Origin of the sequence: Klebsiella sp. BIGb0149 (genome assembly GCF_004362605.1) — a bacterium.
GTDB lineage: Bacteria > Pseudomonadota > Gammaproteobacteria > Enterobacterales > Enterobacteriaceae > Klebsiella > Klebsiella terrigena.
Genome location: NZ_SNYG01000001.1, coordinates 571,215 through 597,205, shown reverse-complemented (window position 1 = coordinate 597,205; position 25,991 = coordinate 571,215). Strand labels below are relative to the sequence as shown.

Below are 25,991 nucleotides of genomic sequence, written 5' to 3'. Positions count from 1 at the left end.
AGACTGTTAATTTCCTTCGATTTTATATCTCGCAAAAAAACGTGATACTTATCACATCGACGGAACATCGTCACCCTAACAGAACAACCTGCGAGAGATTAACTATGAAAACCATCAAATATGCTGCCGCTGCTATCGCCCTGTCCGCTCTGTCCTTTGGTGCCTTCGCCGCTCAGTCGGTCACCCCGGCTCAGGCAGAAAGCATGAACAAAATCGGCGTCGTTTCTGCTGAAGGCGCAACGACTCTGGATGGCCTGGAGGCCAAACTGGCTGCTAAAGCGGATGCCGCTGGCGCGACCGGTTACAGCATCACCTCCGCTAACACCAACAACAAAGTTAGCGGTACCGCGGTTATCTATAAATAATCGCCGCCCGACCCTGTAGTGCCACTGTATTACCCCTGAAATACCCTTTAATACCCTTGTTTTGCCCGTCCGTGCCACCGGACGGGCTTTTTTTTTGGGTTCTCGCAGGGCAGAGTGATACCTTCAGGCGGCGGTTTTGCGCAGCCTTATCGCGTGATTGACTTCTGTACATGCTCGCGCAGGGGGAATATTCCGTTCACTATGACCCCGCGCTCCCTGATGATCCCACAGCGTTGAGCTGTCCGCGCGCTACCAGCGCTCCGCAACCTTAGCCAGCCCCTCCTCCAGGGATGCCACCTCTCCGGTCGCCAGCAGACAGCACGCCAGCTGGATCCGCAGCGGCTGCGGCAGCGGCTCAAGCCCCGCCGCGCAGCGCTCGGTCCAGCGCGCGGTCACCGCAGGATCTTTTGACTCCGGCAGCGCTGGGACCTGCGCCGGCGTATCATTCTGCCGCTCGTACAGCGCCCGCGTTCCGCTCCCGTCAATCAGGCTAATTTGCGGACAGCGCTGAGGGTTGGCATACACCTCGCCTTCGGTACCGTGCATCAGCAGCGCGCGACCGCCGGTTTCGCTAAAGAATTTTGCCACCTTGCCGATGTATTCCGGATGCGACACGCTCGACAATCGCAGGGCCGCGTCTTCGGCAAACGGCGTCGCCAGCTTAGCCAGGGTATGCGCGCTGTTGCGAACGCCCAGCCGCCAGCGCAGAGCCAGCTGCTTCTCCAGCGGCGGACAGAGGGCACCCACGGGGATATAGACCGGCTCGTGGCCGTCCAGACGCGCCTGGGCCTGGCCGGCGTGCTGCGTAGTCGGGATCCCCATCAGCTCAAAAATCGTCTCCGTCAGCACCCGGGTTGGATCGTGGCTGACGCCGTGCACCAGCACCGGGAAGCCGAGCTTATGCAGCAGGACGGCAAGCAGCGGCGTCAGGTTAGCCTGCTTACGCGCGCCGTTGTAGCTGGGGATCACAATCGGCATCGGCCGCGCCACCGGCGGCGTCAGGCGCAGCGTTTGCTGCTGCATCGCCTCATAGAAGCCCCTCATCTCCGCTTCGCCTTCACCCTTAATGCGCAGGGCAATCAGAATCGCACCCAGCTCCAGCTCGGCAACCTCACCGTTGAGCATCCGCACGTACAGCGCGCGGGCGGTCTCCACATCCAGGTCGCGGGCGTGATTTTTCCCCCGCCCGACTTCTTTAACGATCTTGGTGTAATCCATCGAAGATTCCTCTTATCCGCCCTGCTTCACGCGATAAACGGCTGGCCGCAGTACCCTTGCGGCTGCTCTTTACCGATGCGCGAAGGAGGACGAGTCGTGCTGCTCACATTGCCGACCTGCGCCGCTAGCGACGTTTGCGACGCGTCTGTTTAGTTTTACTTTTTACTATAACCTCCGGGACGGCAGGCTGCTCTATCGGAAACACGGGTAATGCATTCAGTAAACGCTTGCCGTAATTTTTGGTCAACAAACGCTTATCGTAAATCACCACCTCCCCCCAGCAGCTGTGGCTGCGGATCAGACGGCCGACCTGCTGAATCAGGTTAAAGGAGGCGCTCGGCAGGCTTTGTACCTCGAAGGGGTAGCGGTTCAGGCTTTTAAGCCACTCGCCTTCGGTGATCACCACCGGGCTGTCTATCGGCGGGAAGGCTATTTTGTGGATATGGACCTGGCTCAGCAGCTCGCCCTTGAGGTCCAGCCCCTCGGCAAACGACTGCAGCCCGACCAGCACGCTACGCTCGCCGCTCTCCACCTTTTTACGGTGCAGCTCCACCAGCCGATAGCGGGGCTTATCGCCCTGAACCAGCAGCATCAGGCGCAGATCGGTGACGTGCTCGAGAAAACGCTGCATCGCCCGCCCGCTGGCAAACAGCACCAGCATCCCGAGGTGCTTTTTGCTCTCAACGTGCTCGCGAAAGCAGGCCGCCATTTCAGCAATATGCTGCTCTTCGTTGTCGATGACCGGCTCATAGTGCATCTGCGGGATGATAATTTTTCCCTGCTCGACGTGGTTGAAGGGCGAATCCAGGGCGACAAAGCGATCCCCGGCCTTCTCCTTGAGGCCGCTCATCTCCTGCAGGCGAGAAAAGCTGTTCAGCGAACGCAGGGTGGCGGAGGTGACGACAATATGCGGCACGCTGCGCCACAGCAGCCTTTCCAGCTGTTCACTGACGCGGATCCCGACGCAGTGGAACCAGATGTGCGCCTGGCCATCGCGCAGAACGCGGGAGGCCCATTTAGTGACCGGCGCGCCGGATGACTGCGCCAGCGACGCCAGTCGCCACAGCTTGCTCTGGCTTTCAAACATGCCCAGCGCGCGGTTCATTTGCAGCAGCACCCGGTGCAGGCGAACCACGTCATGGCTGCCGGTTTTTTCGCTGAGATCGTTAAGAAACAGCTCCGCCAGGCCGCGCAGCGTCTCGGTCAGTTTGGCCAGCCGCTGGCAGATATCCATCACCTCCTGCGGCAGCTCCCCCATCGGGAAACGATGCTCGGCTTCCTGAGCGGCGGGCATATACAGATTCAAAATGTTATTCAGCGAGGAGATGAGCTCGGACAGCTCCTCGCAGTGGGCGTTCAGGCGCTCGGGGTTCGCCAGCGGCGGCGTCGTTTTGGGGCGAAACTGCTCCATGCAGGTCGCCACCAGGCGGGTGAAAAGATCGAGCTGTAGCCGATACCAGGGGGCGGTAATTTCGGCGCTCATCTCCAGCGCATCCCGGGCGACGTCGGGCAGGTGGTGGCCCTCATCGAGCACCAGCAGCAGGTTTTTCGGCTCCGGCAGCACCGCTTCGCTCTCCATCGCCGCCATCACCAGCGCGTGGTTTGCCACCACTACTTCGGCCTCCTGAATCTCACGCCGGGCAACGAAGAACGGACATTCGCGATAGTAGTGGCAGTTGCGGTTCAGGCAGCTTGCCTTATCGGTGCTCAGACGGCCCCACAGCGCGTCATCGATGGCCTTGTCGCTGTGATCGCGCAGGCCGTCCCATTTATAGCTATCAAGATCGCTCTTCAGCGTGGCGCACAGCTTCTGCTCCGCCTGATTATTCGGCGTGAGATCGTCGTCTAGAAACGCCAGCAGGTCCTGCTGCGTGGGCTCGGTGCTGGCCATCGCGTTGAGGTTGCGCGGGCAAACGTAGCGCCCGCGGCCAAAGGCGGCGGTGAAGCGCAGGTCGGGAATAATTTTACGCAGCAGCGGCAGGTCTTTGCTGAAGATCTGGTCCTGCAGCGCAACGTTGGCGGTGCTGACCACCAGCGTTTTTTGCTCTTCGCGGGCGATGGCGATACCGGGGATCAGGTACGACAGGGTTTTCCCGACGCCGGTCGGCGCCTCAATCGCCAGGTGCCTTCCCTCTTCCCCGGCGAGCGTTTTCGCCACGTCAGCAATCATCTGCCGCTGCGGAGTACGGGGAATAAAGTCAGGAATCTGTTCCTGGAGCGCCTTATACCAGGCGGCGATTTGCGTTTTTAGCGCAGTGGTCAAAGCCATGAGAAAACCTGAATACTGTATAAACAGCCACTATTGTGACACTTTTTGCCTGGCTGGAGGAATTTCTTTCTGAGCAAACGGGGATCGTGCTCGAGGTTTAGCATCAGGCGGAAGAGTTCCGGGCAGGGAGACCCGCCCGGAGAAGCAAACCGATACCCTCGGGCAGCGCCGGGCTGCCGCGGGGATAGCGGGCTTGCGGAAGTGCTGTTACTCAGCGGCCGCTGGCTTGCGGGAGCGACGACGCTGCGGCTTGCCGTCCTGAGTACGCGCTTTCGGCGCGTCGCCGTCGCTGCGGCGCGGCGAAGACTGCTGACCACGACCCTGGCTCTGACCGCTGCGACCCTGACTCTGGCCGCCGCGACCCTGGCCCTGACCGCGACCGCCGCCACCGCCGCTGCGCTGCTGACGACCGTTTTGAATCGGCTCCGCGCGGATGGACGGATCCGGCTCATAGCCGGCAACGCTAATGCGTGGGATCTCTTTTTTCAGCAGGCGTTCGATATCGTGCAGCAGCTTATGCTCATCAACGCAGACCAGCGACAGCGCTTCGCCGGTAGCGGCGGCGCGGCCGGTACGGCCAATACGGTGGACATAATCTTCCGGCACGTTCGGCAGCTCGTAGTTCACCACGTGCGGCAGCTCTTCGATATCCAGGCCGCGCGCGGCAATGTCGGTCGCCACCAGCACGCGAATGCCGCCGGATTTAAAATCAGCTAATGCGCGGGTACGCGCGCCCTGGCTTTTGTTGCCGTGGATAGCGGCGCTGCGAATGCCGTCTTTGTTCAGCTGTTCCGCCAGGTGGTTGGCGCCATGCTTGGTACGGGTAAAGACCAGCACCTGCTGCCAGTTGCCTTCGCCGATCATCTGCGACAGCAGTTCGCGCTTGCGCTTCTTATCAACGAAATGCACGTACTGGCTGACCTGCTCGGAGGCCGTGTTGCGACGGGCGACTTCGATTTCCAGCGGGTTATGCAGCAGCTTTTCCGCCAGCGATTTAATCTCGTCGGAGAAGGTTGCCGAGAACAGCAGGTTCTGGCGCTTCGCCGGCAGCTTCGCCAGCACGCGGCGAATATCATGGATAAAGCCCATGTCCAGCATGCGGTCGGCTTCATCCAGCACCAGCACTTCAACCTTATCCAGGCTGACGGCGTTCTGGTGTTCCAGATCCAGCAGGCGACCCGGCGTTGCCACCAGGATATCGACGCCGCTGCGCAGTTTCATCATCTGCGGGTTAATGCTCACGCCGCCGAATACCACCAGCGAGCGAACGTTCAGATACTTGCTGTAATCACGGACGTTTTCGCCAATCTGAGCGGCCAGCTCACGCGTAGGGGTGAGGATCAGCGCGCGCACCGGGCGACGGCCCTTCGCGTGCGGTTCCTGCTGGATCAGATGCTGAAGCAGCGGCAGGGTAAAGCCCGCCGTTTTGCCGGTGCCGGTCTGGGCGCTGGCCATCAGATCGCGCCCCTGCAACACCGCAGGGATAGCCTGCTGCTGAATGGGGGTTGGCTCAACATAACCCTGCTCGGCTACGGCACGCAGGATTTCAGGATTAAGGCCAAGGGAATCAAAAGACATAACAACTCCAAACCGCCCCGGCCTTTTACAGGCGTAGTTTTCGGGGAGATTATTGCGAAAGAGATGGCAAAAACCACAATGCCATGAAGGGGCGCAGTCTAGCAGGTTTTGTGACGTATCGCATAAAAATCCCCTCGGTTTTTTCTGCGAAATCAAGCTCCTCTATTTTGGCGATAAATAGAGTATTCACCATTCTGGACAGTTCTGCGAATTGGTCATACTCTTAATCAATCGATTGATTAATTTTTTCAGGTGCGATGAATACCACTCCCGCGACCAGCAAAGGCGAACAGGCAAAAAGCCAGTTGATTAGCGCAGCCATCGCCCAGTTTGGCGAATATGGCCTGCATGCCACCACCCGCGATATTGCCGCCCAGGCCGGGCAAAACATCGCCGCAATCCCCTACTACTTCGGCTCAAAGGACGATCTCTATCTCGCCTGCGCCCAGTGGATAGCCGACTTTATTGGCCACAATTTTCGCCCTCACGCCGAAGCGGCGGAGCGGCTGCTTGCCGAACCGCACCCGGATAAAGAGGCCATGCGGACGCTGATCCTCGGCGCCTGCCGGAACATGATCCTGCTGCTCACCCAGGATGACACGGTCAACCTGAGCAAATTTATCTCCCGGGAGCAGCTGTCGCCCACCCCGGCGTACCAGTTAATCCATGACCAGGTGATCGCTCCGCTACACTGCTACCTGACGCGATTAATCGCCGCCTTTACCGGGCTTGAGGCGGACGACACGCGGATGGTCCTGCATACCCACGCGCTGCTGGGGGAGATCCTCGCCTTTCGCCTTGGCCGAGAAACCATTTTGCTGCGCACCGGATGGGCGCAGTTTGATACCGAAAAAACCGAGCAAATTTATCAGGTTATTACCTGCCATATCGATTTTGTTCTGCAAGGATTATCGCAAAGGAGTTTGGGATCATGAAAAAACCGCTCATCGTTGTCCTGGTGGTGCTGCTGCTGATCGTTGCTACGGGCGGCGGCTGGTGGTGGTATCAAAGCAGCCAGCCGAAGGGGCTGACCCTGTATGGCAACGTCGATATTCGTACCGTAAATATGAGCTTTCGCGTCGGCGGGCGGCTGGCCTCGCTGAGCGTGGACGAGGGCGATGCTATCAAGGCCGGGCAAACCCTGGGCCAGCTCGACCGCGCTCCTTACGAAAACGCGCTGCAGCAGGCGCAGGCCAACGTCTCAACCGCCCAGGCGCAGTATGACCTGATGATGGCCGGCTACCGGGCGGAAGAGATTGCCCAGGCCGCGGCGGCGGTCAACCAGGCGCAGGCCGCTTATGAATACGCGCAGAACTTCTACCAGCGCCAGCTGGGGCTGCGCAAAAGCAGCGCCATTTCCGTCAACGATCTCGACAACGCGCGATCCGCCCGCGACCAGGCTCAGGCAACGCTGAAATCGGCGCAGGATAAGCTGCGCCAGTATCGCGCGGGCAACCGTCCGCAGGAGATAGCCCAGGCCAAAGCCAACCTTGAACAGGCGCAGGCCGCCCTGGCGCAGGCGAAGCTCGACCTGCACGATACCACGCTGGCCGCCCCTTCCGACGGCACGCTGATGACCCGCGCCGTTGAGCCGGGCAGCATGCTCAGCGCCGGAGCCACCGTCATGACGCTATCGTTAACCCGCCCGGTATGGGTTCGCGCCTACATTGATGAAAAAAATCTCGGCAACGCGCAGCCAGGACGCGAGGTGCTGCTGTATACCGATAGCCGCCCCAATCAGCCCTGGCGCGGCAGGATTGGCTTCGTTTCGCCGACGGCTGAATTTACGCCGAAGACCGTAGAGACGCCGGACCTGCGAACCGACCTGGTCTACCGCCTGCGTATCGTGGTGACCGACCCCGACGACTCGCTGCGCCAGGGGATGCCGGTTACCGTCACCTTCAGCAGCGGAAACGAACATGAGTGAAGAGCTCATCACCCTTGACGGGCTGACCCGCAGCTTCGCCGGCATGACGCGGCCCGCCGTTGCCCCGCTGAGCTGCACCGTTCGCTCGGGCTACGTCACCGGGCTGGTCGGGCCCGACGGCGCGGGGAAAACCACCCTGATGCGCATGCTCGCCGGGCTGCTCAAGGCGGATAGCGGCAGCGCCAGCGTCATCGGCTTCGATCCGATTCGCGACGATAGCGCCCTGCACGCGGTGCTCGGCTATATGCCGCAAAAGTTCGGCCTGTATGAAGATCTGACGGTGATGGAGAACCTGACGCTGTATGCCGATCTGCGCAGCGTGACCGGCGAAGCGCGGCGGAAAATTTTCGACCGCCTGCTCGAGTTTACCTCCCTCGGCCCCTTCACCGACCGGCTAGCCGGTAAGCTCTCTGGCGGCATGAAGCAGAAGCTGGGGCTGGCCTGTACGCTGGTGGGCGAGCCGAAGGTGCTGCTGCTTGACGAACCGGGCGTCGGCGTTGACCCCATCTCGCGCCGCGAGCTGTGGCAAATGGTCCACGAGCTGGCGGGGGACGGAATGCTGATCCTCTGGAGCACATCGTACCTTGATGAAGCGGAGCAGTGCCGCGAGGTGCTGCTGATGAACGAAGGCCAGCTGCTGTATCAGGGGGAACCCCGCTCCCTGACCCAAACGATGGCCGGACGCAGCTTTTTGGTCTCCAGCCGGGAAGAGAACAACCGCCGTCTCCTGCAGCGGGCGCTGAAGCTGCCGCAAATCAGCGACGGCGTCATTCAGGGAAAATCGGTGCGCCTGATCCTCAAGAAGGAAGCCAGCATCGAGGAGGTGCGCAGCCACGCCAGCCTGCCGCCGCTGGAGATCGCCGAAACCTCGCCGCGCTTTGAGGATGCGTTTATCGACCTGCTGGGCGGCGCCGGGACCGCAGAGTCGCCGCTGGGGGCGATTATTCACAGCGTCGAAGGCTCCCATGATGAAACGGTTATCGAAGCGCAAACCCTAACCAAAAAATTTGGCGATTTCGCCGCCACCGACCACGTTGATTTCAAGGTTAAGCGCGGGGAAATTTTCGGCCTCCTCGGCCCCAACGGCGCGGGTAAATCAACCACCTTTAAAATGATGTGCGGCCTGCTGGTGCCCACCTCCGGTAAGGCGCTGGTGCTGGGCATGGATCTGAAGGTCAGCTCCGGCAAGGCCCGTCAGCATCTCGGCTATATGGCGCAGAAGTTTTCGCTCTACGGCAACCTGAGCGTTGAGCAGAACCTGCGCTTCTTCTCCGGCGTTTACGGCCTGCGCGGCCGGGTGCAGAACGAAAAAATTGAGCGCATGAGCGAAGCCTTCGGCCTGAAGGAGATAGCCAATCACGCCGCCGACGAGCTGCCGCTGGGCTACAAGCAGCGGCTGGCCCTGGCCTGCTCGCTGATGCACGAGCCGGATATCCTGTTTCTCGACGAGCCGACCTCCGGCGTCGACCCCCTCACCCGCCGCGAGTTCTGGCTGCATATCAATAGCATGGTCGATAAAGGCGTGACGGTGATGGTTACCACCCACTTTATGGACGAGGCCGAATACTGCGACCGAATCGGCCTCGTTTATCGCGGCAAGCTTATCGCCAGCGGCACCCCGGATGCGCTAAAAGCGCTGGCGGCCAGCGACGAGCAGCCGGACCCCACCATGGAGCAGGCGTTTATCACCCTGATTCACGACTGGGATAAGGAGAATAGCAGTGAGCGCTAAAATGCTGTCATGGCGGCGCGTGCGCGCCCTGTGCGTCAAGGAGACGCGGCAGATCGTGCGCGATCCCAGCAGCTGGCTGATTGCGGTGGTGATCCCGCTGATGCTGCTGTTTATCTTTGGCTACGGCATCAACCTCGACTCCAGCCGGCTGCGGGTCGGCGTGCTGCTGGAGCAGCAGAGCGAAGAGGCGCTGGATTTCGTCCACACTATGACCGGCTCGCCCTACATTGACGCCACCATCAGCGATAATCGCCAGCAGCTGATTCAGCTTATGCAGGCCGGGCGGATCCGCGCGCTGGTGACCATTCCGGTGGATTTTGACCAGAAGATGGCCCGCCCCGGCGACGATGCCCCCATTCAGCTCATTACCGACGGCAGCGAGCCCAATACCGCCAACTTTGCCCAGGGCTATATCGAAGGTATCTGGCAGATCTGGCAGCAGCAGCGGGCGGAGGATCGCGGTGAAACCTTTGAGCCGCTGATCGATGTACAAACCCGCTACTGGTTTAACCCGGCGGCGATCAGCCAGCATTTTATTATTCCCGGCGCGATCACCATCATTATGACGGTCATTGGGGCGATCCTCACCTCGCTGGTTATCGCCCGCGAATGGGAGCGCGGCACCATGGAGGCGCTGCTCTCCACCGAAATTACCCGCGTCGAGCTGCTGCTGTGCAAGCTGATCCCCTACTATTTTCTCGGCATGCTGGCGATGCTGCTGTGCATGCTGGTGGCGGTGTTTATTCTCGATGTACCCTACCGCGGCTCGCTGTTAATTCTGTTTTTCATCACCAGCCTGTTTTTGCTCAGCACTCTCGGGATGGGGCTGCTGATTTCGACCATTACCCGCAACCAGTTTAACGCCGCCCAGGTGGCGCTCAACGCCGCCTTTCTGCCGTCGATTATGCTGTCCGGATTTATTTTCCAGATAGACAGCATGCCGGCGATCATCCGCGCGGTGACCTACGTCATCCCGGCGCGCTATTTTGTCAGCACCCTGCAAAGCCTGTTCCTGGCAGGCAATATTCCGGTGGTGCTGCTGGTAAACGTGATGTTTCTGATCGCCTCGGCGGTGATGTTTATCGGCCTGACGTGGCTGAAAACCAAACGGCGGCTCGATTAGGGCATTAACCATTCCCCCCTGAGGTGGCTATCCGGGGCAGCGTAAAGAGAGAACTGAAGATGTTTCATCGCTTATGGACGTTGATTCGCAAAGAACTGCAGTCGCTGCTGCGCGAGCCGCAAACGCGGGCGATTTTGATTATGCCGGTGCTGATTCAGGTGCTGCTGTTCCCCTTCGCCGCGACGCTGGAGGTGACCAATGCCACCATTGCTATCTACAACGAAGACAATGGCAGGCACGCGGTTGAGCTGACGCAGCGCTTTGCCCGCGCCAGGGCCTTCACCCATATTCTGATCCTCAAAAGCCCGCAGGAGATCCAGCCCACCATTGATGAACAGAAGGCGCTGCTGCTGATCCGCTTCCCGGCGGATTTCTCGCGCAACCTCGATAGCTATCAGACCGCCCCGCTCCAGCTGCTGCTGGACGGCCGCAACTCGAACAGCGCGCAAATCGCCGCCAACTACCTGCAGCAAATCGTCAAAGAGTATCAGCAGGAGCTGCTGGAGGGGAAAGCGAAGCCCAACAACAGCGAGCTGGTCGTGCGCAACTGGTATAACCCCAATCTCGACTATAAGTGGTTCGTGGTGCCGTCGCTGATCGCCATGATCACCACTATCGGCGTGATGATCGTCACCTCGCTATCGGTTGCCCGCGAGCGCGAACAGGGCACCCTCGATCAGCTGCTGGTCTCGCCGCTGGCGACCTGGCAAATTTTCGTCGGTAAAGCGATACCGGCGCTGATCGTGGCCACCCTGCAGGCCAGCATCGTGCTGGGGGTCGGGATCTGGGCCTATCAGATCCCCTTCGCCGGCTCGCTGCTGCTGTTTTACTTTACGATGCTGATTTACGGGCTTTCGCTGGTGGGATTTGGCCTGCTGATTTCGTCGCTGTGCTCCACTCAGCAGCAGGCGTTTATTGGCGTATTTGTCTTTATGATGCCGGCAATCCTGCTCTCAGGCTACGTTTCACCAGTCGAAAACATGCCGCAATGGCTGCAGGACGTGACGTGGATAAACCCCATTCGTCACTTTACCGATATTACCAAGCAGATTTATTTGAAGGACGCGAGTCTGGAGATTGTGTGGGGAAGTTTGTGGCCGCTACTGGTCATAGCGGCCACCACGGGGTCAGCGGCGTATGCGATGTTTCGCAGAAAGATCGCCTGATCCCCGGATCCCCGTCATCGTTCAGGCTGCCTCGGCGTTGGCTTTCCTTACTCACCCCGGTCACATAGCTATCTATGCTCCCGGGGATTCGCTGCGTCGCCGCCTTGATGCAACCCGAACGCTTTAGGGGATCCCCGCCATTGCTCAGGCTGCCTCGGCGTTGGCTTTCCTTACTCACCCCGGTCACATAGCTATCTATGCTCCCGGGGATTCGCTGCGTCGCCGCCTTGATGCAACCCGAACGCTTTAGGGGATCCCCGCCATTGCTCAGGCTGCCTCGGCGTTGGCTTGCCTTTCTTTGCCCCCGGCCACATAGCTATTATCTATGCTTCGGCGGGTTCGCGGCGCTGCCGCCCTGATGCAGTCCAAACGCTTTAGGGTAGCGGTTTTTATCTTTCGCCAGCAGCGATACCACCGCCGGACCGGCCAGAATAACCAGCCCGGCGAGCGCCAGCAGCAGATTATTGTGCAGCACCCGTGACAGCAGCCACAGCACGATAACCGCGGCGCCAAAGTACCAGGTGGTGGTGAGTTCCTCAAGGAAATCACCGACATCGCGCCAGCGCTCTTCGTGGTGACGCTGTAAAAACAGCATCGACAGCAGCGTAACGCCGTACAGCACGCACAGCCCTAATCCGACACGAACCAGCGCGCCGCCCATCCAACCCATCACCAGTACTGCCACGACCAGTAGATGCAACATAATCTGCCAGCAACTGAGGCCAGTTGCGACGCGTACACGTTGTTGCCACTTCATGGCTTCTCTCCTGAAGGATCTTTATCTGTAACTCAGAGTACCGCACTTTACGGAAAATTCCGTATCACCGCATCTTTTTGTGACAGCTACTACACTATTTCATTCAGGAAAGAGATGTTAACCGGGGAAATATGGCCGAGAAAAACCCTTTATTCTCAGTAAACGTGCTGACAATTAACACCCATAAAGGCTTTACGACGTTTAACCGACGCTTCATTCTGCCCGAACTCCGCGACGCGGTACGCAGCATCGGCGCCGACATTGTTTGCCTCCAGGAGGTGATGGGCGCGCATGAGATTCACCCCCTGCATATCGAAAACTGGCCGGATACCACCCACTATGAGTTTCTCGCCGATGCGATGTGGAGCGATTACGCCTACGGGCGCAACGCGGTGTACCCGCAGGGACATCACGGCAACGCCGTGCTCTCCCGCTTCCCCATTGAATATTATGAGAATCTCGATATTTCCGTCGGCCAGAGCGAAAAGCGCGGCCTGCTCTACTGTCGGATCGTGGTGCCGGAAAGCGGCGTGAATCTGCATCTGATTTGCGCCCATTTAGGGCTCAGCGCGGGGCAGCGACGGGCCCAGCTAGCGATGCTGGCCAAGCGGGTTAACAGCCTGCCGGAGGGGGAGCCGGTGGTGGTCGCGGGTGATTTTAACGACTGGCGCCAGCAGGCTAACCGTCCGCTCAAGGCGCTGGCCGGACTGGAGGAGATCTTCACCCGCGCCCGCGGTCGCCCGGCGCGCACGTTCCCGGCGCGCTTTCCGCTGCTGCGCCTTGACCGCATCTATGTCAAAAACGTCCACGCCGGTCAGCCACGGGCGTTGGATCTTCAGCAATGGCGTCATCTTTCCGATCACGCCCCGCTCAGCGTGGAGCTTCATCTGTGAAATGCAGCTGGCAGAATGGAAACCGGATCCAGCTTCTGGAGAACGGCGATAGCTACTATCCGGCGCTGTTTCGCGCCGTCGACCGCGCAAAGCGCAAGGTGACCCTTGAAACCTTCATCTGGTTCGAGGACGACGTGGGCTGGCAGCTCCATGCGGTGCTGCTGAAGGCCGCGCGCCGCGGCGTCGAGGTGGAGGTTCTGCTCGACGGCTACGGCTCCCCTGACCTGAGCGATGGCTTCGTTAACGAACTCATCTCGGCGGGAGTGATATTTCGCTACTACGACCCGCGCCCGCGCCTGCTGGGGATGCGCACCAATCTGTTTCGCCGCATGCACCGTAAAATTGTCGTCGTGGATGACACCACGGCGTTTGTCGGCGGGATTAACTACTCCGCGGAGCATATGACCAACTACGGCCCGGAGGCTAAGCAGGACTATGCCGTGCAGGTGGAGGGGCCGGTGGTGCTGGATATTGCGCAGTTTGTGCAGCAAAACCTGCCCGCCAGCGAAGGCGGACGCCGTCGCTGGCGTCGACGTCGCCACCAGCCGGAGGTTAACCAGCATCCCGGCGAAGCGCAGGCGCTGTTCGTCTGGCGGGACAATCTCGAACATCGGGACGATATCGAACGTCACTACCTGAAAATGCTGGCCAACGCGCGGCGGGAGGTCATTATCGCCAACGCCTATTTCTTCCCCGGCTACCGGCTGCTGCACGCGATGCGCAGCGCCGCCCGGCGCGGCGTGCGGGTGAAGCTTATCGTGCAGGGCGAACCCGATATTCCCATCGTCAAGGTTGGCGCGCGGCTGCTGTACAACTATCTGGTGAAGGGCGGCGTGCAGGTTTTTGAGTATCGCCGCCGCCCGCTGCACGGCAAGGTCGCCCTCGCGGACGACCACTGGGCTACCGTCGGCTCCAGCAACCTCGACCCGCTCAGCCTGTCATTAAACCTCGAGGCCAACCTGATCGTGCACGACCGGGATTTCAACCAAACCCTGCGCGATAATCTGAATACGCTTATCCGGCAGGACTGCAAGCAGGTAGACCGCTCCATGCTGCCCAGGCGCAGCTGGTGGAATCTGGGCCGCAGCGTGCTGGCCTTCCACTTCCTGCGCCACTTCCCGGCGTGGGTAGGCTGGCTGCCCGCCCATACGCCGAAGATGGCGCAGGTCAAACCGCCGGCTCAGCCGGAAATAGAAACTCAGGATCGAACGCAGGCGCAGAGCCCGGAGGTAAAATCCTGATGGCCAAATCACACCCCCGCTGGCGGCTGGTCAAACGTATCCTCAGCGGACTTTTTTTTATCGCCGTTGCCGTACTGCTGGTGGTCTATGCGCAAAAAATAGACTGGCCAGAGGTATGGAAAGTGATTCGCGGCTACAACCGCGCGGCGCTGCTCGGCGCCTTTGGCCTGGTTATCGTCAGCTATCTGATCTACGGCTGCTATGACCTGCTCGGACGCGCCTACTGCGGGCACCGGCTGGCTAAGCGCCAGGTGATGCTGGTGTCGTTTATCTGCTACGCCTTCAACCTGACCCTCAGCACCTGGATCGGCGGGATTGGGATGCGCTATCGCCTCTACTCCCGCCTCGGCCTGCGCGGCGCAACCATTACCCGCATCTTTTCGCTGAGCATTACCACCAACTGGCTCGGCTACGTGGTGCTTGGCGGGGTGATTTTCAGCGCTAATCTGGTGCAGCTTCCCGCGCGCTGGTATATCAGCCAGGAGTCGCTGCGCATCATCGGTATTGCGATGCTGCTGGTTTCGGCACTCTATCTGTGGGCCTGCGCGTTCGCTAAACGCCGCCATCTGACGATAAAGGGGCAGCGGCTGGTGCTTCCCTCCTGGCGCTTCGCGCTGCTGCAGGCCGCGCTTTCCTGCGCCAACTGGCTGGTGATGGGGGTCATTATCTGGCTGCTGCTGGGTCAGGAGGTGAGCTACTTCCTCGTGCTGGGGGCGCTGCTGGTGAGCAGCATCGTCGGGGTGGTCGTTCATATCCCCGCCGGTATTGGCGTGCTGGAGGCGGTGTTTATCGCGATGCTCTCAGCGGAGCCTCTCTCCCGGGGAGCGGTGATTGCCGCCCTGCTCGCGTACCGCCTGCTCTATTACTTCCTGCCGCTGGCGATCGCCACGATGGGCTATCTGATTCTGGAAAGTCAGGCCAAAAAGCTGCGGGAGAAAAATCAGCGCAAGCTGGCGGGCGGATGAAAAGAGAGAAGAAGGGAGAAGAAGGGAAAAGAAGAGAGAACAAGAAAACCCCGGCGGCATAAGGCCTGCCGGGTTTTTTAGATCTTAACGGCGGTTGCCGAAAATACGCAGCAGCATCAGGAACAGGTTGATAAAGTCCAGATACAGCGTCAGCGCGCCGAGGATCGAATATTTGCGCAGCGTCGAGGTATCGCGGGTATCGATCTGCTCGCCGATATTTTTCAGCTTCTGGGTGTCATAGGCGGTGAGGCCCACGAACACAATCACCCCGATATAGGTCACCGCCCACATCAGCGCTTCGCTTTTCAGCCAGAAGTTCACCAGCGAGGCCAAAACGATACCTATCAGCGCCATAAACAGCATATTACCAAAGCCGCTGAGATCGCGTTTAGTGGTATAGCCGTAGAGGCTCATCGCGCCAAACATCCCGCCGCTGACCACAAAGGTGCTGGCAATCGACGAATAGGTGTAGACGATGAAAATGCTGGATAGCGTGAGCCCGGTTAGCGCCGAATAGAGCATAAATAGCGTCGTCGCCATGCCCGCGCTCAGGCGCTGCACCATCCCGGAGAGCACGAAGACCAGCGCCAGCTGGGCGATAATCAGCCCGAAGAAGGTAATTTTGCTGGAAAAGACAAACATCATCACCGCCGGCGTGTTGGCGGCAAACCAGGCGATAAACGCCGTTAGCAGCAGGCCGACCGTCATCCAGCCGTACACCTGGGCCATATAGGTTTGCAGGCCGCTGCGCGCCTGGACGATGGAATCGGAACGGGGGAATCTGTCCATGACTATCTCCTGATTAACGAAATTAACCCTTTAAGCGTATCATACTACCAGCGCTCTGCCGCCTGACGATCGCTGTCGCGCGCGTCAACCCAGCGTTCGCCTTCCGGCGTAGCCTCACGCTTCCAGAACGGCGCGCGGGTTTTCAGATAGTCCATAATGAATTCGCCGGCGGCAAAGGCGCTGCTGCGGTGCGCGCTGGTGACGCCGACAAACACAATCTCTTCGCCCGGCCACATTTCACCGATGCGGTGAATCACCGTGACCCGCCCCAGCGGCCAGCGCTCGCGCGCCAGGTCGACAATCTCCGCCAGCGATTTTTCGGTCATTCCCGGATAGTGTTCGAGGGTCAGCGCCTTCACGCTCTCGCCAAGATTGTGGTTACGCACTTTACCGGTGAAGGTGACGACGGCGCCGTCCTCATCGCGCTCGGCAAGCCACGGATATTCGTCGCCAACGCGAAAGCGCGCCGGGCTGACGATAATACGGGTTTGCGTCATCTTAGCCTCCGGTGACCGGTGGAAAAAACGCCACTTCGTCACCGGCGGTAACCGGATGGTCAAAGGCGGTCAGCGTCTGGTTCACCGCCGCCAGCAGCTTGCCCTCCTCCAGCGCCAGCGCCCAGCGGTCACCGCGGGTGATAAGCTGGCGGCGAACCGCCTCCACCGTCGAGGCTTCGCTCGCCTCGAGGGTTAACGCATCGGTACCCACCAGCTCGCGCACCTGGGCAAAAAACAGAACCTTAATCATGAGCCTCGTCCGCCTTAAAGTCGCCGGATTTGCCGCCGCTCTTCGCCAGCAGGCGCAGCGGGCCAATCACCATATCTTTCTGCACGGCTTTGCACATATCGTAAATCGTCAGCGCCGCCACGGAGGCCGCGGTCAGCGCCTCCATCTCCACGCCGGTTTTCCCGGTCAGCCGACAGAGGGATTCGATCCGCACCCGGCTATGTTCCGGCTGCGCCTGCAGGTTAACCTCCACCTTGCTCAGCATCAGCGGATGGCACAGCGGGATCAGCTCCCAGGTCCGCTTCGCCGCCTGGATCCCGGCAATGCGGGCGGTGGCGAAAACGTCACCCTTGTGGTGGCTGCCGTCGATAATCATCGCCAGCGTGGTCGCCTGCATGTCGACAAAAACTTCAGCCCGCGCCTCGCGAACCGTTTCGGCCTTCGCCGAGACGTCAACCATGTGCGCCTCGCCGGCGGCGTTAATATGGGTCAGTTGTGACATAAGTTATTTCTTCAAATGAGGGATAAAGTTACACGGGCGGGTGCGGGCATCGAGCTGGGGCGCAATGATATTTGCCCACGCGGTGCGGCAGGCTTTGGTCGAACCGGGCATCGCAAAAATAAGCGTGCCGTTGGCCACGCCGGCAACGGCGCGGGACTGCAGCGTCGAGGTGCCGATCTCTTCAAAAGAGAGCATGCGGAACACCTCGCCGAAGCCTTCAACTTCCCGGTCAAACAGCGGCAGCAGCGCTTCCGGGGCCTGGTCGCCTTCGGTAAAGCCGGTCCCGCCGGTAATGAGCACCACCTGAACGTCGTCACTGGCAATCCACGCCGAAACCCGGGCGCGAATGGCGTAGCGGTTCTCTTTCACAATCGCCTTATCCACAACCGCATGCCCCGCGTCCTGAGCCGCGTCGCGCAGCCAGTGGCCAGAGGTATCGTCCTCTTCGCCACGGCGGCTGGAAACGGTGAGAATAGCAATACGGGTCGGGATAAACTCAGCGCTGGCCTGACTCATCTGTTCGCTCCTTTAGAATCAATTATCCGCCAATATACGACAGGTTTTGCGTAATACCGGTGTTGCCCTGATGCAGGAAATGGGTTTGTTTTTTATGGGTTAACGCTTCGGAGATGCGCGCTTCCAGCACCGCCTGCTGGCAGTCCTCGGCCAGCAGATCGCGTAAATCTACCCCGCCGTCGCCGAACAGGCACAAATGCAGCTTGCCCACGGAGGAGACGCGCAGGCGGTTGCAGGTGGCGCAGAAGTCTTTTTCATAGGGCATGATCAGGCCGATCTCTCCGGCGTAGTCCGGATGGCAGAAGACCTGCGCCGGGCCGTCGCTGCGCTGGCTGATCTGGTGGATCCAGCCGCGTCGGAGCAGCTCGTCGCGCAGCACCATGCCGGAGATATGGTGCCGGCGGAACAGGTCGCTGCCCTCTCCGGTTTCCATCAGTTCAATAAAGCGCAGCTGGATGCGGCGCGGCTGGATCCAGGCGAGGAAGGTGTCGAGCTGGTGGTGGTTCACATCGCGCATCAGCACGGTGTTGACCTTCACTTTCTCAAAGCCGGCGGCGAAGGCGGCATCGATGCCGTCCATCACCTGCTGAAACTTATCCTGCCCGGTGATGGCGTGAAACTGGCGGGCGTCGAGGCTGTCCACGCTGACGTTGATGGCCGTCAGCCCGGCGTCGCGCCAGCGTTCGACGTCCCGCGCCAGGCGATAGCCGTTGGTGGTGACCGCAATCTGGCGAATGGCGCTGTTTTCACGCACGGCGGCGATAACGTCGGCGAAATCGCGGCGCAGCGAGGGTTCACCGCCGGTCAGGCGCACCTTTTCGGTGCCGAGGGCGGAAAAGGCACGCGTCACGCGACGCACTTCATCTACGCTGAGAAAGCCTTTGTTGGTCACCGGGCCGGGCTTATAGCCGTCCGGGAGACAGTAGGTGCAACGAAAGTTACACACGTCGGTAATCGACAGGCGCAAGTAGTAAAACTTACGCGCAAATGCATCGGTAAGCTGTGAGGCCATATACACCTTTCCAAATACGGGAGACGCGGTCATTTCTTCCCACGCCCTGGTGACAAGCTGAGCTGCCACGGCCAAAGCACCATATCTTGCGACACAGGCACAGAGGCTAGAGTGTTAACTGGTTTATGCCGATAGTAGCGCGGAAACGACCGTTTCGCCATTTTCGATTTCGCTATATAATTATGTATATATCGCTACAATCGTGCATTTTCGTAACAGAATAGCCAAAATTCAGGGTTTTGCATTGATGTCGGTCAGTTTGTCAGGATCGGAGCATCGTCTTTTAGGGGTAGATCGGTTACTGTGAGCCCGTTCATTTGAGATAAGGAATTAGTATGCGCAATCGGACTTTCGCCGACCTCGATCGGGTAGTGGCTCTTGGCGGAGGGCATGGTTTGGGCCGGGTGATGTCGTCACTCTCATCGCTCGGATCGCGCCTGACCGGCATCGTCACCACCACCGATAACGGCGGATCGACGGGGCGTATTCGCCGTGCCGAAGGCGGTATTGCCTGGGGGGATATGCGCAACTGTATTAACCAGCTGATCGCCGAACCCAGCGTAGCATCCGCCATGTTTGAGTACCGTTTTGCCGGTAACGGCGAACTTTCCGGGCATAACCTCGGAAACCTAATGTTAAAGGCCCTCGATCACCTTAGCGTCAGGCCTTTAGAGGCGATTAATTTAATCAGAAACCTGCTAAAAGTTGACGCATTCCTGATACCGATGTCCGAACAACCGGTGGACCTGATGGCGATTGACGACGAAGGACACGAAGTTTATGGCGAAGTCAATATCGACCAGCTTCCCCGCGTGCCGCGCGAGCTGATGCTGACCCCGCCGGTTCCCGCGACCCGCGAAGCGGTTGCGGCGATCGCTGAAGCCGATCTCATTCTGATCGGCCCCGGCAGCTTCTACACCAGCCTGCTGCCTATTTTGCTGCTCGACGATATGGCGCAGGCGCTGCGCCGCACGCCGGCGCCGATGGTTTTTATCGACAACCTCGGCAAAGAGCACAGCCCGGCCGCTACCCTGACGCTGGCGGACCGCATCGCGATTATGGAGCACCACGTGGGCAAGCGGGTGATTGACGCCGTGGTCGTCGGACCAAAGGCCGATATCCGCGGCCTTGAGGACCGGATGGTCATCCAGACGCCGCTGGATGCCAGCGACGTGCCCTATCGCCACGATCGCCTGCTGCTGCGCAACGCGCTGGAAAAAGCGATTCAGATACCCGGCTAATTCCGAATGGCTTCATAGCGTGGGGAGCGTCGACTCCCCACATTAAAATCTTAAGGTTGTCTTAAAAAAGAAGTGGCAGCATAGCGAGCATGTTTTCACCTGGACTTTTGCTATGTCGTTATTTCCACTGCGTCGACCGGTAGTGAGCCGCACGGTTTACCTGATTATCTTTGCCGCCTACGTCGGTCTGTTCCTCAATATTGCCTTCTACCGCCAGGTCTTCACCCTGCTGCCGGTCAATAACCTGCATAGCTGGCTGGTGTTCCTCAGCATGCCGCTGGTCGCCTTCAGCGTGATGAATATTCTCACCACCCTGGCCTCTTTCCTCAGGCTCGACCGCATCGTTATCAGCCTGTTTATTCTGCTTAGCGCCGCGGCGCAGTACTTTATCTGGACCTTTGGGATCATTATCGACCGGGCGATGATCACCAACATTCTGGATACCACGCCGGCGGAGAGCTTCGCCCTGATGTCGGGCAGCATGGTGCTGACGCTCGGGATTTCCGGCGTGCTGGCGGTACTGGCGGCCTGGTGGATTAAGGTGCGTAAGCCGAAAACCTTCGCCCGCGGCGTCGCCGTGCGGCTGCTCAACGTGGCGCTCTCGGCGCTCCTTATCATGCTGATTGCCGCCCTGTTTTATAAAGATTACGCCTCGGTGTTCCGCAATAATAAAGAGCTGGTGAAGTCGCTGAGCCCGTCAAACAGCATCGTGGCGATCAATTCGTGGTATGCACACAATAAGATGGACAATCTGCCGCTGGTCAAAATTGGCGAAGATGCGCAGCAGAAGCCGCAAATGCGCGACGGGCCGCGAAAAAACCTGACCATTCTGGTGCTGGGTGAGACCTCGCGGGCGCAAAATTTCTCCCTCGGCGGCTATCCCCGCGAAACCAACCCGCGCCTGCAGCAGGATAACGTTATCTATTTTCCCGACACCACCTCCTGCGGTACCGCCACCGCCGTTTCCGTGCCGTGCATGTTCTCCAACATGCCGCGCGAGCGCTATGATGAAGAGCTGGCGCATCACCAGGAGGGCGTGCTGGACATTCTGCAGCGCGCCGGTATTCAGGTATTGTGGAACGACAACGACGGCGGCTGTAAAGGCGCCTGCGATCGCGTGCCGCATCAGAACGTCACCGATCTCAAGCTGACGGGTCAGTGCATCGACGGCGAGTGCTACGATGAGGTCTTATTCCATAATCTGGAAAGCTACATCGACGGTTTGCAACAGGACGGCATTATCGTTCTGCACACTATCGGCAGCCACGGCCCGACGTACTACAATCGCTACCCGGCTGAATTCAAAAAATTCACCCCAACCTGCGATACCAATGAAATTCAGGGCTGCACGCAGCAGCAGTTGACCAACACCTACGACAACACCATTTTGTACGTCGATTACGTGGTGGATAAGGCCATCAAGCTGCTGCAGTCGAAGCAGGATAAATTTACCACCAGCCTGGTCTATCTTTCCGACCACGGCGAGTCGCTGGGCGAAGACGGCGTTTATCTGCACGGGCTGCCGTGGTCCATCGCGCCGGATACGCAAAAGCATGTCCCGATGCTGATGTGGCTGTCGCAGGATTACCAGCAGCGCTACGGTATTTCCAGCGAATGCTTGCAGCAAAAGGCAAAAACGGCGCCCTATTCGCAGGATAACTTGTTCTCTACCCTGCTCGGCCTGTTCGGGGTCAATACCCGTGAATACCAGGCGACAGACGATATTTTAACGCCATGCATAAGCGAGGCCGGCAGATGAAAATCTTAGTCATTGAAGACGACGCGCTCCTGTTACAGGGATTAATTCTGGCCATGCAGAGCGAAGGATACGCCTGCGACGGCGTCGCCAGCGCGCATGAGGCCGCGCTGTCGCTGGCCAGCAACCACTACAGCCTGGTGGTCCTCGACCTCGGGCTGCCGGATGAGGACGGCCTGCACTTCCTCGCGCGAATGCGGCGGGAGAAATTCAGCCAGCCGGTGCTTATCCTCACCGCCCGCGATACCGTCGAAGACCGCATCGACGGTCTCGATACCGGCGCCGACGACTATCTGGTGAAGCCCTTTGCGCTGGAGGAGCTTAACGCCCGCATCCGCGCGCTGCTCCGCCGCCACAATAACCAGGGCGACAGCGAAATGGTGGTCGGCAACCTGCGCCTCAATATCACCCGCCGGCAGGTGTGGCTGGGCGGGGATTCGCTGGAGCTGACGCCAAAAGAGTACTCCCTGCTGTCGCGCCTGATGATGAAGGCGGGCAGTCCGGTACATAGGGAAATTCTCTATAACGATATCTACAGCTGGGATAACGAGCCGGCGACCAATACCCTGGAGGTGCATATCCACAACCTGCGCGATAAGGTCGGTAAAGCGCGGATCCGTACCGTCAGGGGCTTTGGCTATATGCTGGTGAACAATACCGAATCGGAGTCATAAAGAGATGCCGCTGTTAGCCACCGAAAAATGGACCATGCGCTTTCGCCTGCTGCTGACCATCGGCACGATTCTGGCGGTCTGCCAGATTATCAGCGTGTTCTGGCTGTGGCATGAAAGCAAAGAGCAGATTCAGCTGCTGGTGGCCAGCGCCATCGAGGGGCACAACAACCAGAAGCACGTTGAGCACGAGGTGCGGGAAGCGGTCGCCAGCCTGCTGATCCCAAGCCTGCTGATTATCGGCCTCGCGCTCTATATCAGCCTGCTGGCGGTGAAAAAGATAACCCGCCCGCTCTCTCGCCTGCAGAGCGAGCTGGAGAACCGCACCCCGGATAATCTCCAGCCTATCGAGCTCAGCGAGTCGGTGCCGGAAGTGACCGCCGTAACCACCGCGCTGAATCAGCTGGTATCGCGCCTGAACCTGACGCTCGACCGCGAGCGCCTGTTTACCGCCGACGTGGCCCACGAGCTGCGCACGCCGCTGGCCGGGCTGCGCCTGCACCTCGAGCTGCTGGCCAAAGTGCACGGGGTGGGGGTCGACCCGCTTATTCAGCGCCTCGATCAGATGACCAACAGCATCTCCCAGCTCCTGCAGCTGGCCCGCGTAGGGCAGTCGTTTTCCGCCGGTAGCTACCAGCAGGTGCAGCTGATGGAGGATGTCGTTGAACCGCTCGAGGAGGAGCTGGAAGCGATGCTGGCGCCGCGCCGGCAAAAGCTTGAGATAGCCGGTGCGGACGAGGAGGTGATGGTGTCCGGCGACGCCACGCTGCTGCGCGTGGTGCTGCGCAATCTGGTGGAGAATGCGCACCGCTATAGCCCAACGGACTCTACGATCCGCGTCTCGATTCAGGCGGGGTCAACGCCGATTCTGGCGGTGGAGGATGAAGGGCCGGGAATTGATGAAGCGAAAAGCGGCGAGCTGAGCAAAGCGTTTGTTCGCATGGACAGCCGCTACGGCGGCATTGGTCTGGGATTAAGCATCGTCACCCGTATCGCCCAGCTGCACGATACCCAGTTCTTTTTGCATAACCGCCAGCCGGGCCCCGGCGTTCGCGCCTGGGTGCTCTTCCCGAGGCCTTCGCGTCAGAAGGTCAGCACCCAGTGATGGAAGAAGGCGACGACGATAATAAAGGCGCAGGTAATGGCCAGGTATTGGCGAAAGTGTAGTTTTTGCATGGCGCTATCCTCATTAGAATGAAGATAGTGTCCCTGAACAAGATTAAGCGGATATTAAGAGCCGGCCCCACCGGCTATTTTATTTGCCATTGTGACGCCGGGCAGCCCTCGCATCCGCAGGCGCTGCCCGTACGTTACGAGCGTTCCACACGGCCAGAGGCCAGTCTGGCCGCGGCATAGACGCCCGACGCGACGGGCGCCGGTCTACGACGCGGCGATAAACAGATCCCGCAGCTTATGCAGCTGGTCGCGGATCTGGGCCGCCTCTTCGAACTCCAGGTTCTGCGCGTGCTGCATCATCTGCCCTTCCAGCTCGTGAATTCGCTGCTGCAGCGCTTTTGGCGTCAGCACCGGCGTATCCGCCTCGACCGGTGAACGCGACTTGCCGCGCCCTTTGGCCTTGGTCTTCGCCAGGCCGCTGCCCAGCGCCAGGATATCGACCACCTTCTTATTCAGGCCCTGCGGGGTGATGCCGTGCTCTTCGTTATAGCGCTGCTGCTTCTCGCGACGGCGTTCGGTTTCGCTGATGGCCTTCGCCATCGAGGCGGTGATCCTGTCGCCGTAGAGAATCGCCTTACCGTTGATGTTACGCGCCGCGCGGCCGATGGTCTGGATCAGCGAGCGCTCGGAGCGCAGGAAGCCCTCTTTGTCGGCATCAAGGATTGCCACCAGCGAGACCTCCGGCATATCCAGCCCTTCACGCAGCAGGTTGATCCCAACCAGCACGTCAAACTCGCCGAGGCGCAGATCGCGGATAATCTCCATACGTTCGACGGTATCGATATCCGAATGCAGGTAGCGCACGCGCTCGCCGTGCTCTTCGAGGTACTCGGTGAGGTCTTCGGCCATCCGCTTGGTGAGGGTCGTCACCAGCACGCGCTCGTTGATGGCGGAGCGCAGGCGAATCTCCGACAGCAGATCGTCGACCTGGGTCCCCACCGGGCGCACTTCGATAACCGGGTCAAGCAGGCCGGTCGGACGGACCACCTGATCGACCACCTCATCGCCGGATTTATCCAGCTCGTAGGCACCGGGCGTCGCCGAAACGTAGATGGTCTGCGGCGCCAGCGCCTCAAACTCCTCAAACTTCATCGGGCGGTTATCGAGCGCCGACGGCAGGCGGAAACCGTACTCCACCAGCGTCTCTTTACGCGCCCGGTCGCCGCGATACATCCCGCCGATTTGCGGAATGGTCACGTGGGATTCATCGATAACCAGCAGGCCATCCGCCGGCAGATAGTCGAACAGCGTCGGCGGCGGCTCGCCCGGCCCGCGCCCGGAAAGATAGCGCGAGTAGTTTTCAATCCCCGAGCAGTAGCCCAGCTCGTTCATCATTTCGAGGTCGAACTGGGTACGCTGGCTCAGGCGCTGCTCTTCCAGCAGCTTGTTGTTTTCCAGCAGCACTTTACGCCGCTCCGCCAGCTCGACTTTTATCTCTTCCATCGCCTGAACGATCCGCTCGCGCGGGGTAACGTAGTGCGTTTTCGGGTAGATGGTGTAGCGCGGGATGGACGATTCAACCTGCCCGGTAAGCGGGTCAAAGAGCGACAGGCGCTCAACCTCTTCGTCAAACAGCTCAATACGCAGGGCAATATCGTCCGATTCCGCCGGGAAGACGTCAATGACCTCGCCGCGAACGCGGAAGGTCCCGCGCTGGAAAGCCTGATCGTTACGGGTGTACTGCAGCTCCGCGAGGCGACGCAGAATGGCCCGCTGGTCAATCAGCATGCCGGTGGTCAGGTGCAGCATCATCTTCAGGTACAGGTCAGGATCGCCGAGGCCATAAATAGCCGAGACCGAGGCCACCACGATGACGTCGCGGCGCTCCAGCAGCGCCTTGGTTGCCGACAGGCGCATCTGCTCAATATGTTCGTTGACCGAGGCGTCCTTCTCGATGAAGGTGTCCGAGCTCGGCACGTAGGCTTCAGGCTGGTAGTAGTCGTAGTAGGAGACGAAATACTCGACGGCATTCTCCGGGAAAAACTCCTTCATTTCGCCATACAGCTGCGCCGCCAGGGTCTTGTTGGGCGCGAGGACCATCGTCGGGCGCTGCAGGTCGGCAATGACGTTAGCGATGGTGAAGGTTTTACCCGACCCGGTTACCCCCAGCAGCGTTTGGTGCGCCAGACCATCTTCCAGCCCCTCTTCAAGGCGACGAATGGCTTCTGGCTGATCGCCAGAGGGACGGAAAGCGGAATGCAGCGTGAACGTTTTACTCATATGTCTGACCCTGAAGGAGGATGAAGCGCCCGGCGCGAAACGGCAGGTGTTTAATTCTACCCGTCGCCGGCGCTTTTGCCAATAAATAATACTGGATATAAAACCAGTATCGTATTACTGTTCGCTCTGTAAACCTTGCCCCGGGCGG

Annotated in this window: 24 protein-coding genes and 1 riboswitch; of the genes, 13 read left to right on the top strand and 11 right to left on the bottom strand. The window is 59.7% G+C overall.

Features of this window, described 5'->3' with window-relative positions:
• The first annotated feature begins 104 nt into the window (after positions 1–104).
• A complete protein-coding gene (ybiJ, locus tag EDF75_RS02875) occupies positions 105–365 on the top strand; it encodes a DUF1471 family protein YbiJ (protein WP_041144702.1) in 261 nt (86 codons plus the stop codon).
• A 249-nt stretch (positions 366–614) separates the two neighbouring features.
• Here the strand turns inward: ybiJ and ybiB are convergent, their stop codons facing one another.
• The 3 genes from ybiB to rhlE all read right to left on the bottom strand — a co-directional run bounded on the left by ybiB (position 615) and on the right by rhlE (position 5,430).
• Positions 615–1,583 (bottom strand): DNA-binding protein YbiB, encoded by a 969-nt coding sequence (ybiB, locus tag EDF75_RS02870; RefSeq protein ID WP_133596955.1) that lies wholly within the window; start codon positions 1,581–1,583, stop codon positions 615–617.
• 124 nt (positions 1,584–1,707) lie between these two features.
• Positions 1,708–3,852, bottom strand: a complete 2,145-nt coding sequence (gene dinG, locus EDF75_RS02865) for an ATP-dependent DNA helicase DinG (RefSeq protein ID WP_133596953.1) — start codon at positions 3,850–3,852, stop codon at positions 1,708–1,710.
• A 207-nt stretch (positions 3,853–4,059) separates the two neighbouring features.
• Positions 4,060–5,430 carry an ATP-dependent RNA helicase RhlE gene (gene rhlE / locus EDF75_RS02860; protein WP_133596951.1) on the bottom strand — a complete coding sequence of 457 codons (1,371 nt, stop codon included), beginning with the start codon at positions 5,428–5,430 and terminating at the stop codon, positions 4,060–4,062.
• 257 nt (positions 5,431–5,687) lie between these two features.
• On the opposite strand from rhlE, the gene cecR reads away from it, so the two are divergent.
• The 5 genes from cecR to EDF75_RS02835 are packed head-to-tail and all read left to right on the top strand — an operon-like array spanning position 5,688 to position 11,378.
• Positions 5,688–6,365, top strand: a complete 678-nt coding sequence (gene cecR / locus EDF75_RS02855) for a transcriptional regulator CecR (protein WP_076945000.1) — start codon at positions 5,688–5,690, stop codon at positions 6,363–6,365.
• Positions 6,362–7,357, top strand: coding sequence for a secretion protein HlyD (gene hlyD / locus EDF75_RS02850; RefSeq protein ID WP_133596949.1), 996 nt, complete (start codon positions 6,362–6,364; stop codon positions 7,355–7,357). Before cecR ends, hlyD begins: the two co-directional genes overlap by 4 nt.
• Positions 7,350–9,089, top strand: a complete 1,740-nt coding sequence (locus EDF75_RS02845) for an ATP-binding cassette domain-containing protein (protein WP_045854553.1) — start codon at positions 7,350–7,352, stop codon at positions 9,087–9,089. The genes hlyD and EDF75_RS02845 overlap by 8 nt, the downstream gene beginning before the upstream one ends.
• A 1-nt stretch (position 9,090) precedes the next feature.
• A complete protein-coding gene (locus EDF75_RS02840) occupies positions 9,091–10,212 on the top strand; it encodes an ABC transporter permease (RefSeq protein WP_133597977.1) in 1,122 nt (373 codons plus the stop codon).
• 59 nt (positions 10,213–10,271) lie between these two features.
• Positions 10,272–11,378 carry an ABC transporter permease gene (locus EDF75_RS02835; RefSeq protein WP_133596947.1) on the top strand — a complete coding sequence of 369 codons (1,107 nt, stop codon included), beginning with the start codon at positions 10,272–10,274 and terminating at the stop codon, positions 11,376–11,378.
• Between the two features lie 319 nt (positions 11,379–11,697).
• Here EDF75_RS02835 and EDF75_RS02830 read toward each other — a convergent pair whose 3' ends face one another.
• Positions 11,698–12,135 carry a YbhQ family protein gene (locus EDF75_RS02830; protein WP_095095307.1) on the bottom strand — a complete coding sequence of 146 codons (438 nt, stop codon included), beginning with the start codon at positions 12,133–12,135 and terminating at the stop codon, positions 11,698–11,700.
• A 131-nt stretch (positions 12,136–12,266) separates the two neighbouring features.
• On the opposite strand from EDF75_RS02830, the gene EDF75_RS02825 reads away from it, so the two are divergent.
• Genes EDF75_RS02825 through EDF75_RS02815 form a run of 3 tightly spaced genes read left to right on the top strand, consistent with a single transcriptional unit; the run spans position 12,267 to position 15,234 of the window.
• A complete protein-coding gene (locus tag EDF75_RS02825) occupies positions 12,267–13,028 on the top strand; it encodes an endonuclease/exonuclease/phosphatase family protein (protein WP_133596945.1) in 762 nt (253 codons plus the stop codon).
• Entirely contained in the window at positions 13,025–14,269 is a 1,245-nt protein-coding gene (gene clsB, locus EDF75_RS02820) for a cardiolipin synthase ClsB (protein WP_133596943.1), read from the top strand. The genes EDF75_RS02825 and clsB overlap by 4 nt, the downstream gene beginning before the upstream one ends.
• Positions 14,269–15,234 (top strand): lysylphosphatidylglycerol synthase domain-containing protein, encoded by a 966-nt coding sequence (locus EDF75_RS02815; protein ID WP_133596942.1) that lies wholly within the window; start codon positions 14,269–14,271, stop codon positions 15,232–15,234. Before clsB ends, EDF75_RS02815 begins: the two co-directional genes overlap by 1 nt.
• Positions 15,235–15,318: 84 nt before the next feature.
• Here the strand turns inward: EDF75_RS02815 and EDF75_RS02810 are convergent, their stop codons facing one another.
• The 6 genes from EDF75_RS02810 to moaA form a co-directional block, all read right to left on the bottom strand.
• The gene (locus EDF75_RS02810) at positions 15,319–16,023 is read right to left on the bottom strand and encodes a Bax inhibitor-1/YccA family protein (RefSeq protein ID WP_095095297.1); all 705 of its coding nucleotides are present in this window, start codon (positions 16,021–16,023) and stop codon (positions 15,319–15,321) included.
• A gap of 44 nt (positions 16,024–16,067) precedes the next feature.
• Positions 16,068–16,520 (bottom strand): molybdopterin synthase catalytic subunit MoaE, encoded by a 453-nt coding sequence (gene moaE / locus EDF75_RS02805; RefSeq protein WP_133596940.1) that lies wholly within the window; start codon positions 16,518–16,520, stop codon positions 16,068–16,070.
• Position 16,521: 1 nt separating this feature from the next.
• On the bottom strand, positions 16,522–16,770 hold the full coding sequence (moaD, locus tag EDF75_RS02800; RefSeq protein ID WP_133596938.1) for a molybdopterin synthase sulfur carrier subunit: 249 nt from the start codon (positions 16,768–16,770) through the stop codon (positions 16,522–16,524).
• Positions 16,763–17,251 (bottom strand): cyclic pyranopterin monophosphate synthase MoaC, encoded by a 489-nt coding sequence (gene moaC / locus EDF75_RS02795; protein WP_133596936.1) that lies wholly within the window; start codon positions 17,249–17,251, stop codon positions 16,763–16,765. The genes moaD and moaC overlap by 8 nt, the downstream gene beginning before the upstream one ends.
• Before the next feature lie 3 nt (positions 17,252–17,254).
• Positions 17,255–17,767 (bottom strand): molybdenum cofactor biosynthesis protein B, encoded by a 513-nt coding sequence (gene moaB, locus EDF75_RS02790; RefSeq protein WP_133596934.1) that lies wholly within the window; start codon positions 17,765–17,767, stop codon positions 17,255–17,257.
• A 22-nt stretch (positions 17,768–17,789) separates the two neighbouring features.
• A complete protein-coding gene (gene moaA, locus EDF75_RS02785; protein ID WP_133596932.1) occupies positions 17,790–18,779 on the bottom strand; it encodes a GTP 3',8-cyclase MoaA in 990 nt (329 codons plus the stop codon).
• Positions 18,767–18,905: riboswitch (molybdenum cofactor riboswitch) on the bottom strand. Its footprint overlaps the gene before it by 13 nt.
• Positions 18,906–19,114: 209 nt before the next feature.
• Here moaA and yvcK point away from each other — a divergent pair.
• From yvcK to pmrB, 4 genes are all read left to right on the top strand, one after another.
• The gene (gene yvcK, locus EDF75_RS02775; RefSeq protein WP_133596930.1) at positions 19,115–20,020 is read left to right on the top strand and encodes a uridine diphosphate-N-acetylglucosamine-binding protein YvcK; all 906 of its coding nucleotides are present in this window, start codon (positions 19,115–19,117) and stop codon (positions 20,018–20,020) included.
• 112 nt (positions 20,021–20,132) lie between these two features.
• Positions 20,133–21,779, top strand: coding sequence for a phosphoethanolamine transferase EptA (gene eptA / locus EDF75_RS02770; RefSeq protein ID WP_133596928.1), 1,647 nt, complete (start codon positions 20,133–20,135; stop codon positions 21,777–21,779).
• On the top strand, positions 21,776–22,450 hold the full coding sequence (gene pmrA, locus EDF75_RS02765; RefSeq protein WP_045854540.1) for a two-component system response regulator PmrA: 675 nt from the start codon (positions 21,776–21,778) through the stop codon (positions 22,448–22,450). Before eptA ends, pmrA begins: the two co-directional genes overlap by 4 nt.
• A 4-nt stretch (positions 22,451–22,454) precedes the next feature.
• A complete protein-coding gene (pmrB, locus tag EDF75_RS02760; protein ID WP_133596927.1) occupies positions 22,455–23,552 on the top strand; it encodes a two-component system sensor histidine kinase PmrB in 1,098 nt (365 codons plus the stop codon).
• Between the two features lie 275 nt (positions 23,553–23,827).
• Here the strand turns inward: pmrB and uvrB are convergent, their stop codons facing one another.
• Positions 23,828–25,843 carry an excinuclease ABC subunit UvrB gene (gene uvrB / locus EDF75_RS02755; RefSeq protein WP_133596925.1) on the bottom strand — a complete coding sequence of 672 codons (2,016 nt, stop codon included), beginning with the start codon at positions 25,841–25,843 and terminating at the stop codon, positions 23,828–23,830.
• Positions 25,844–25,991: the final 148 nt, after the last annotated feature.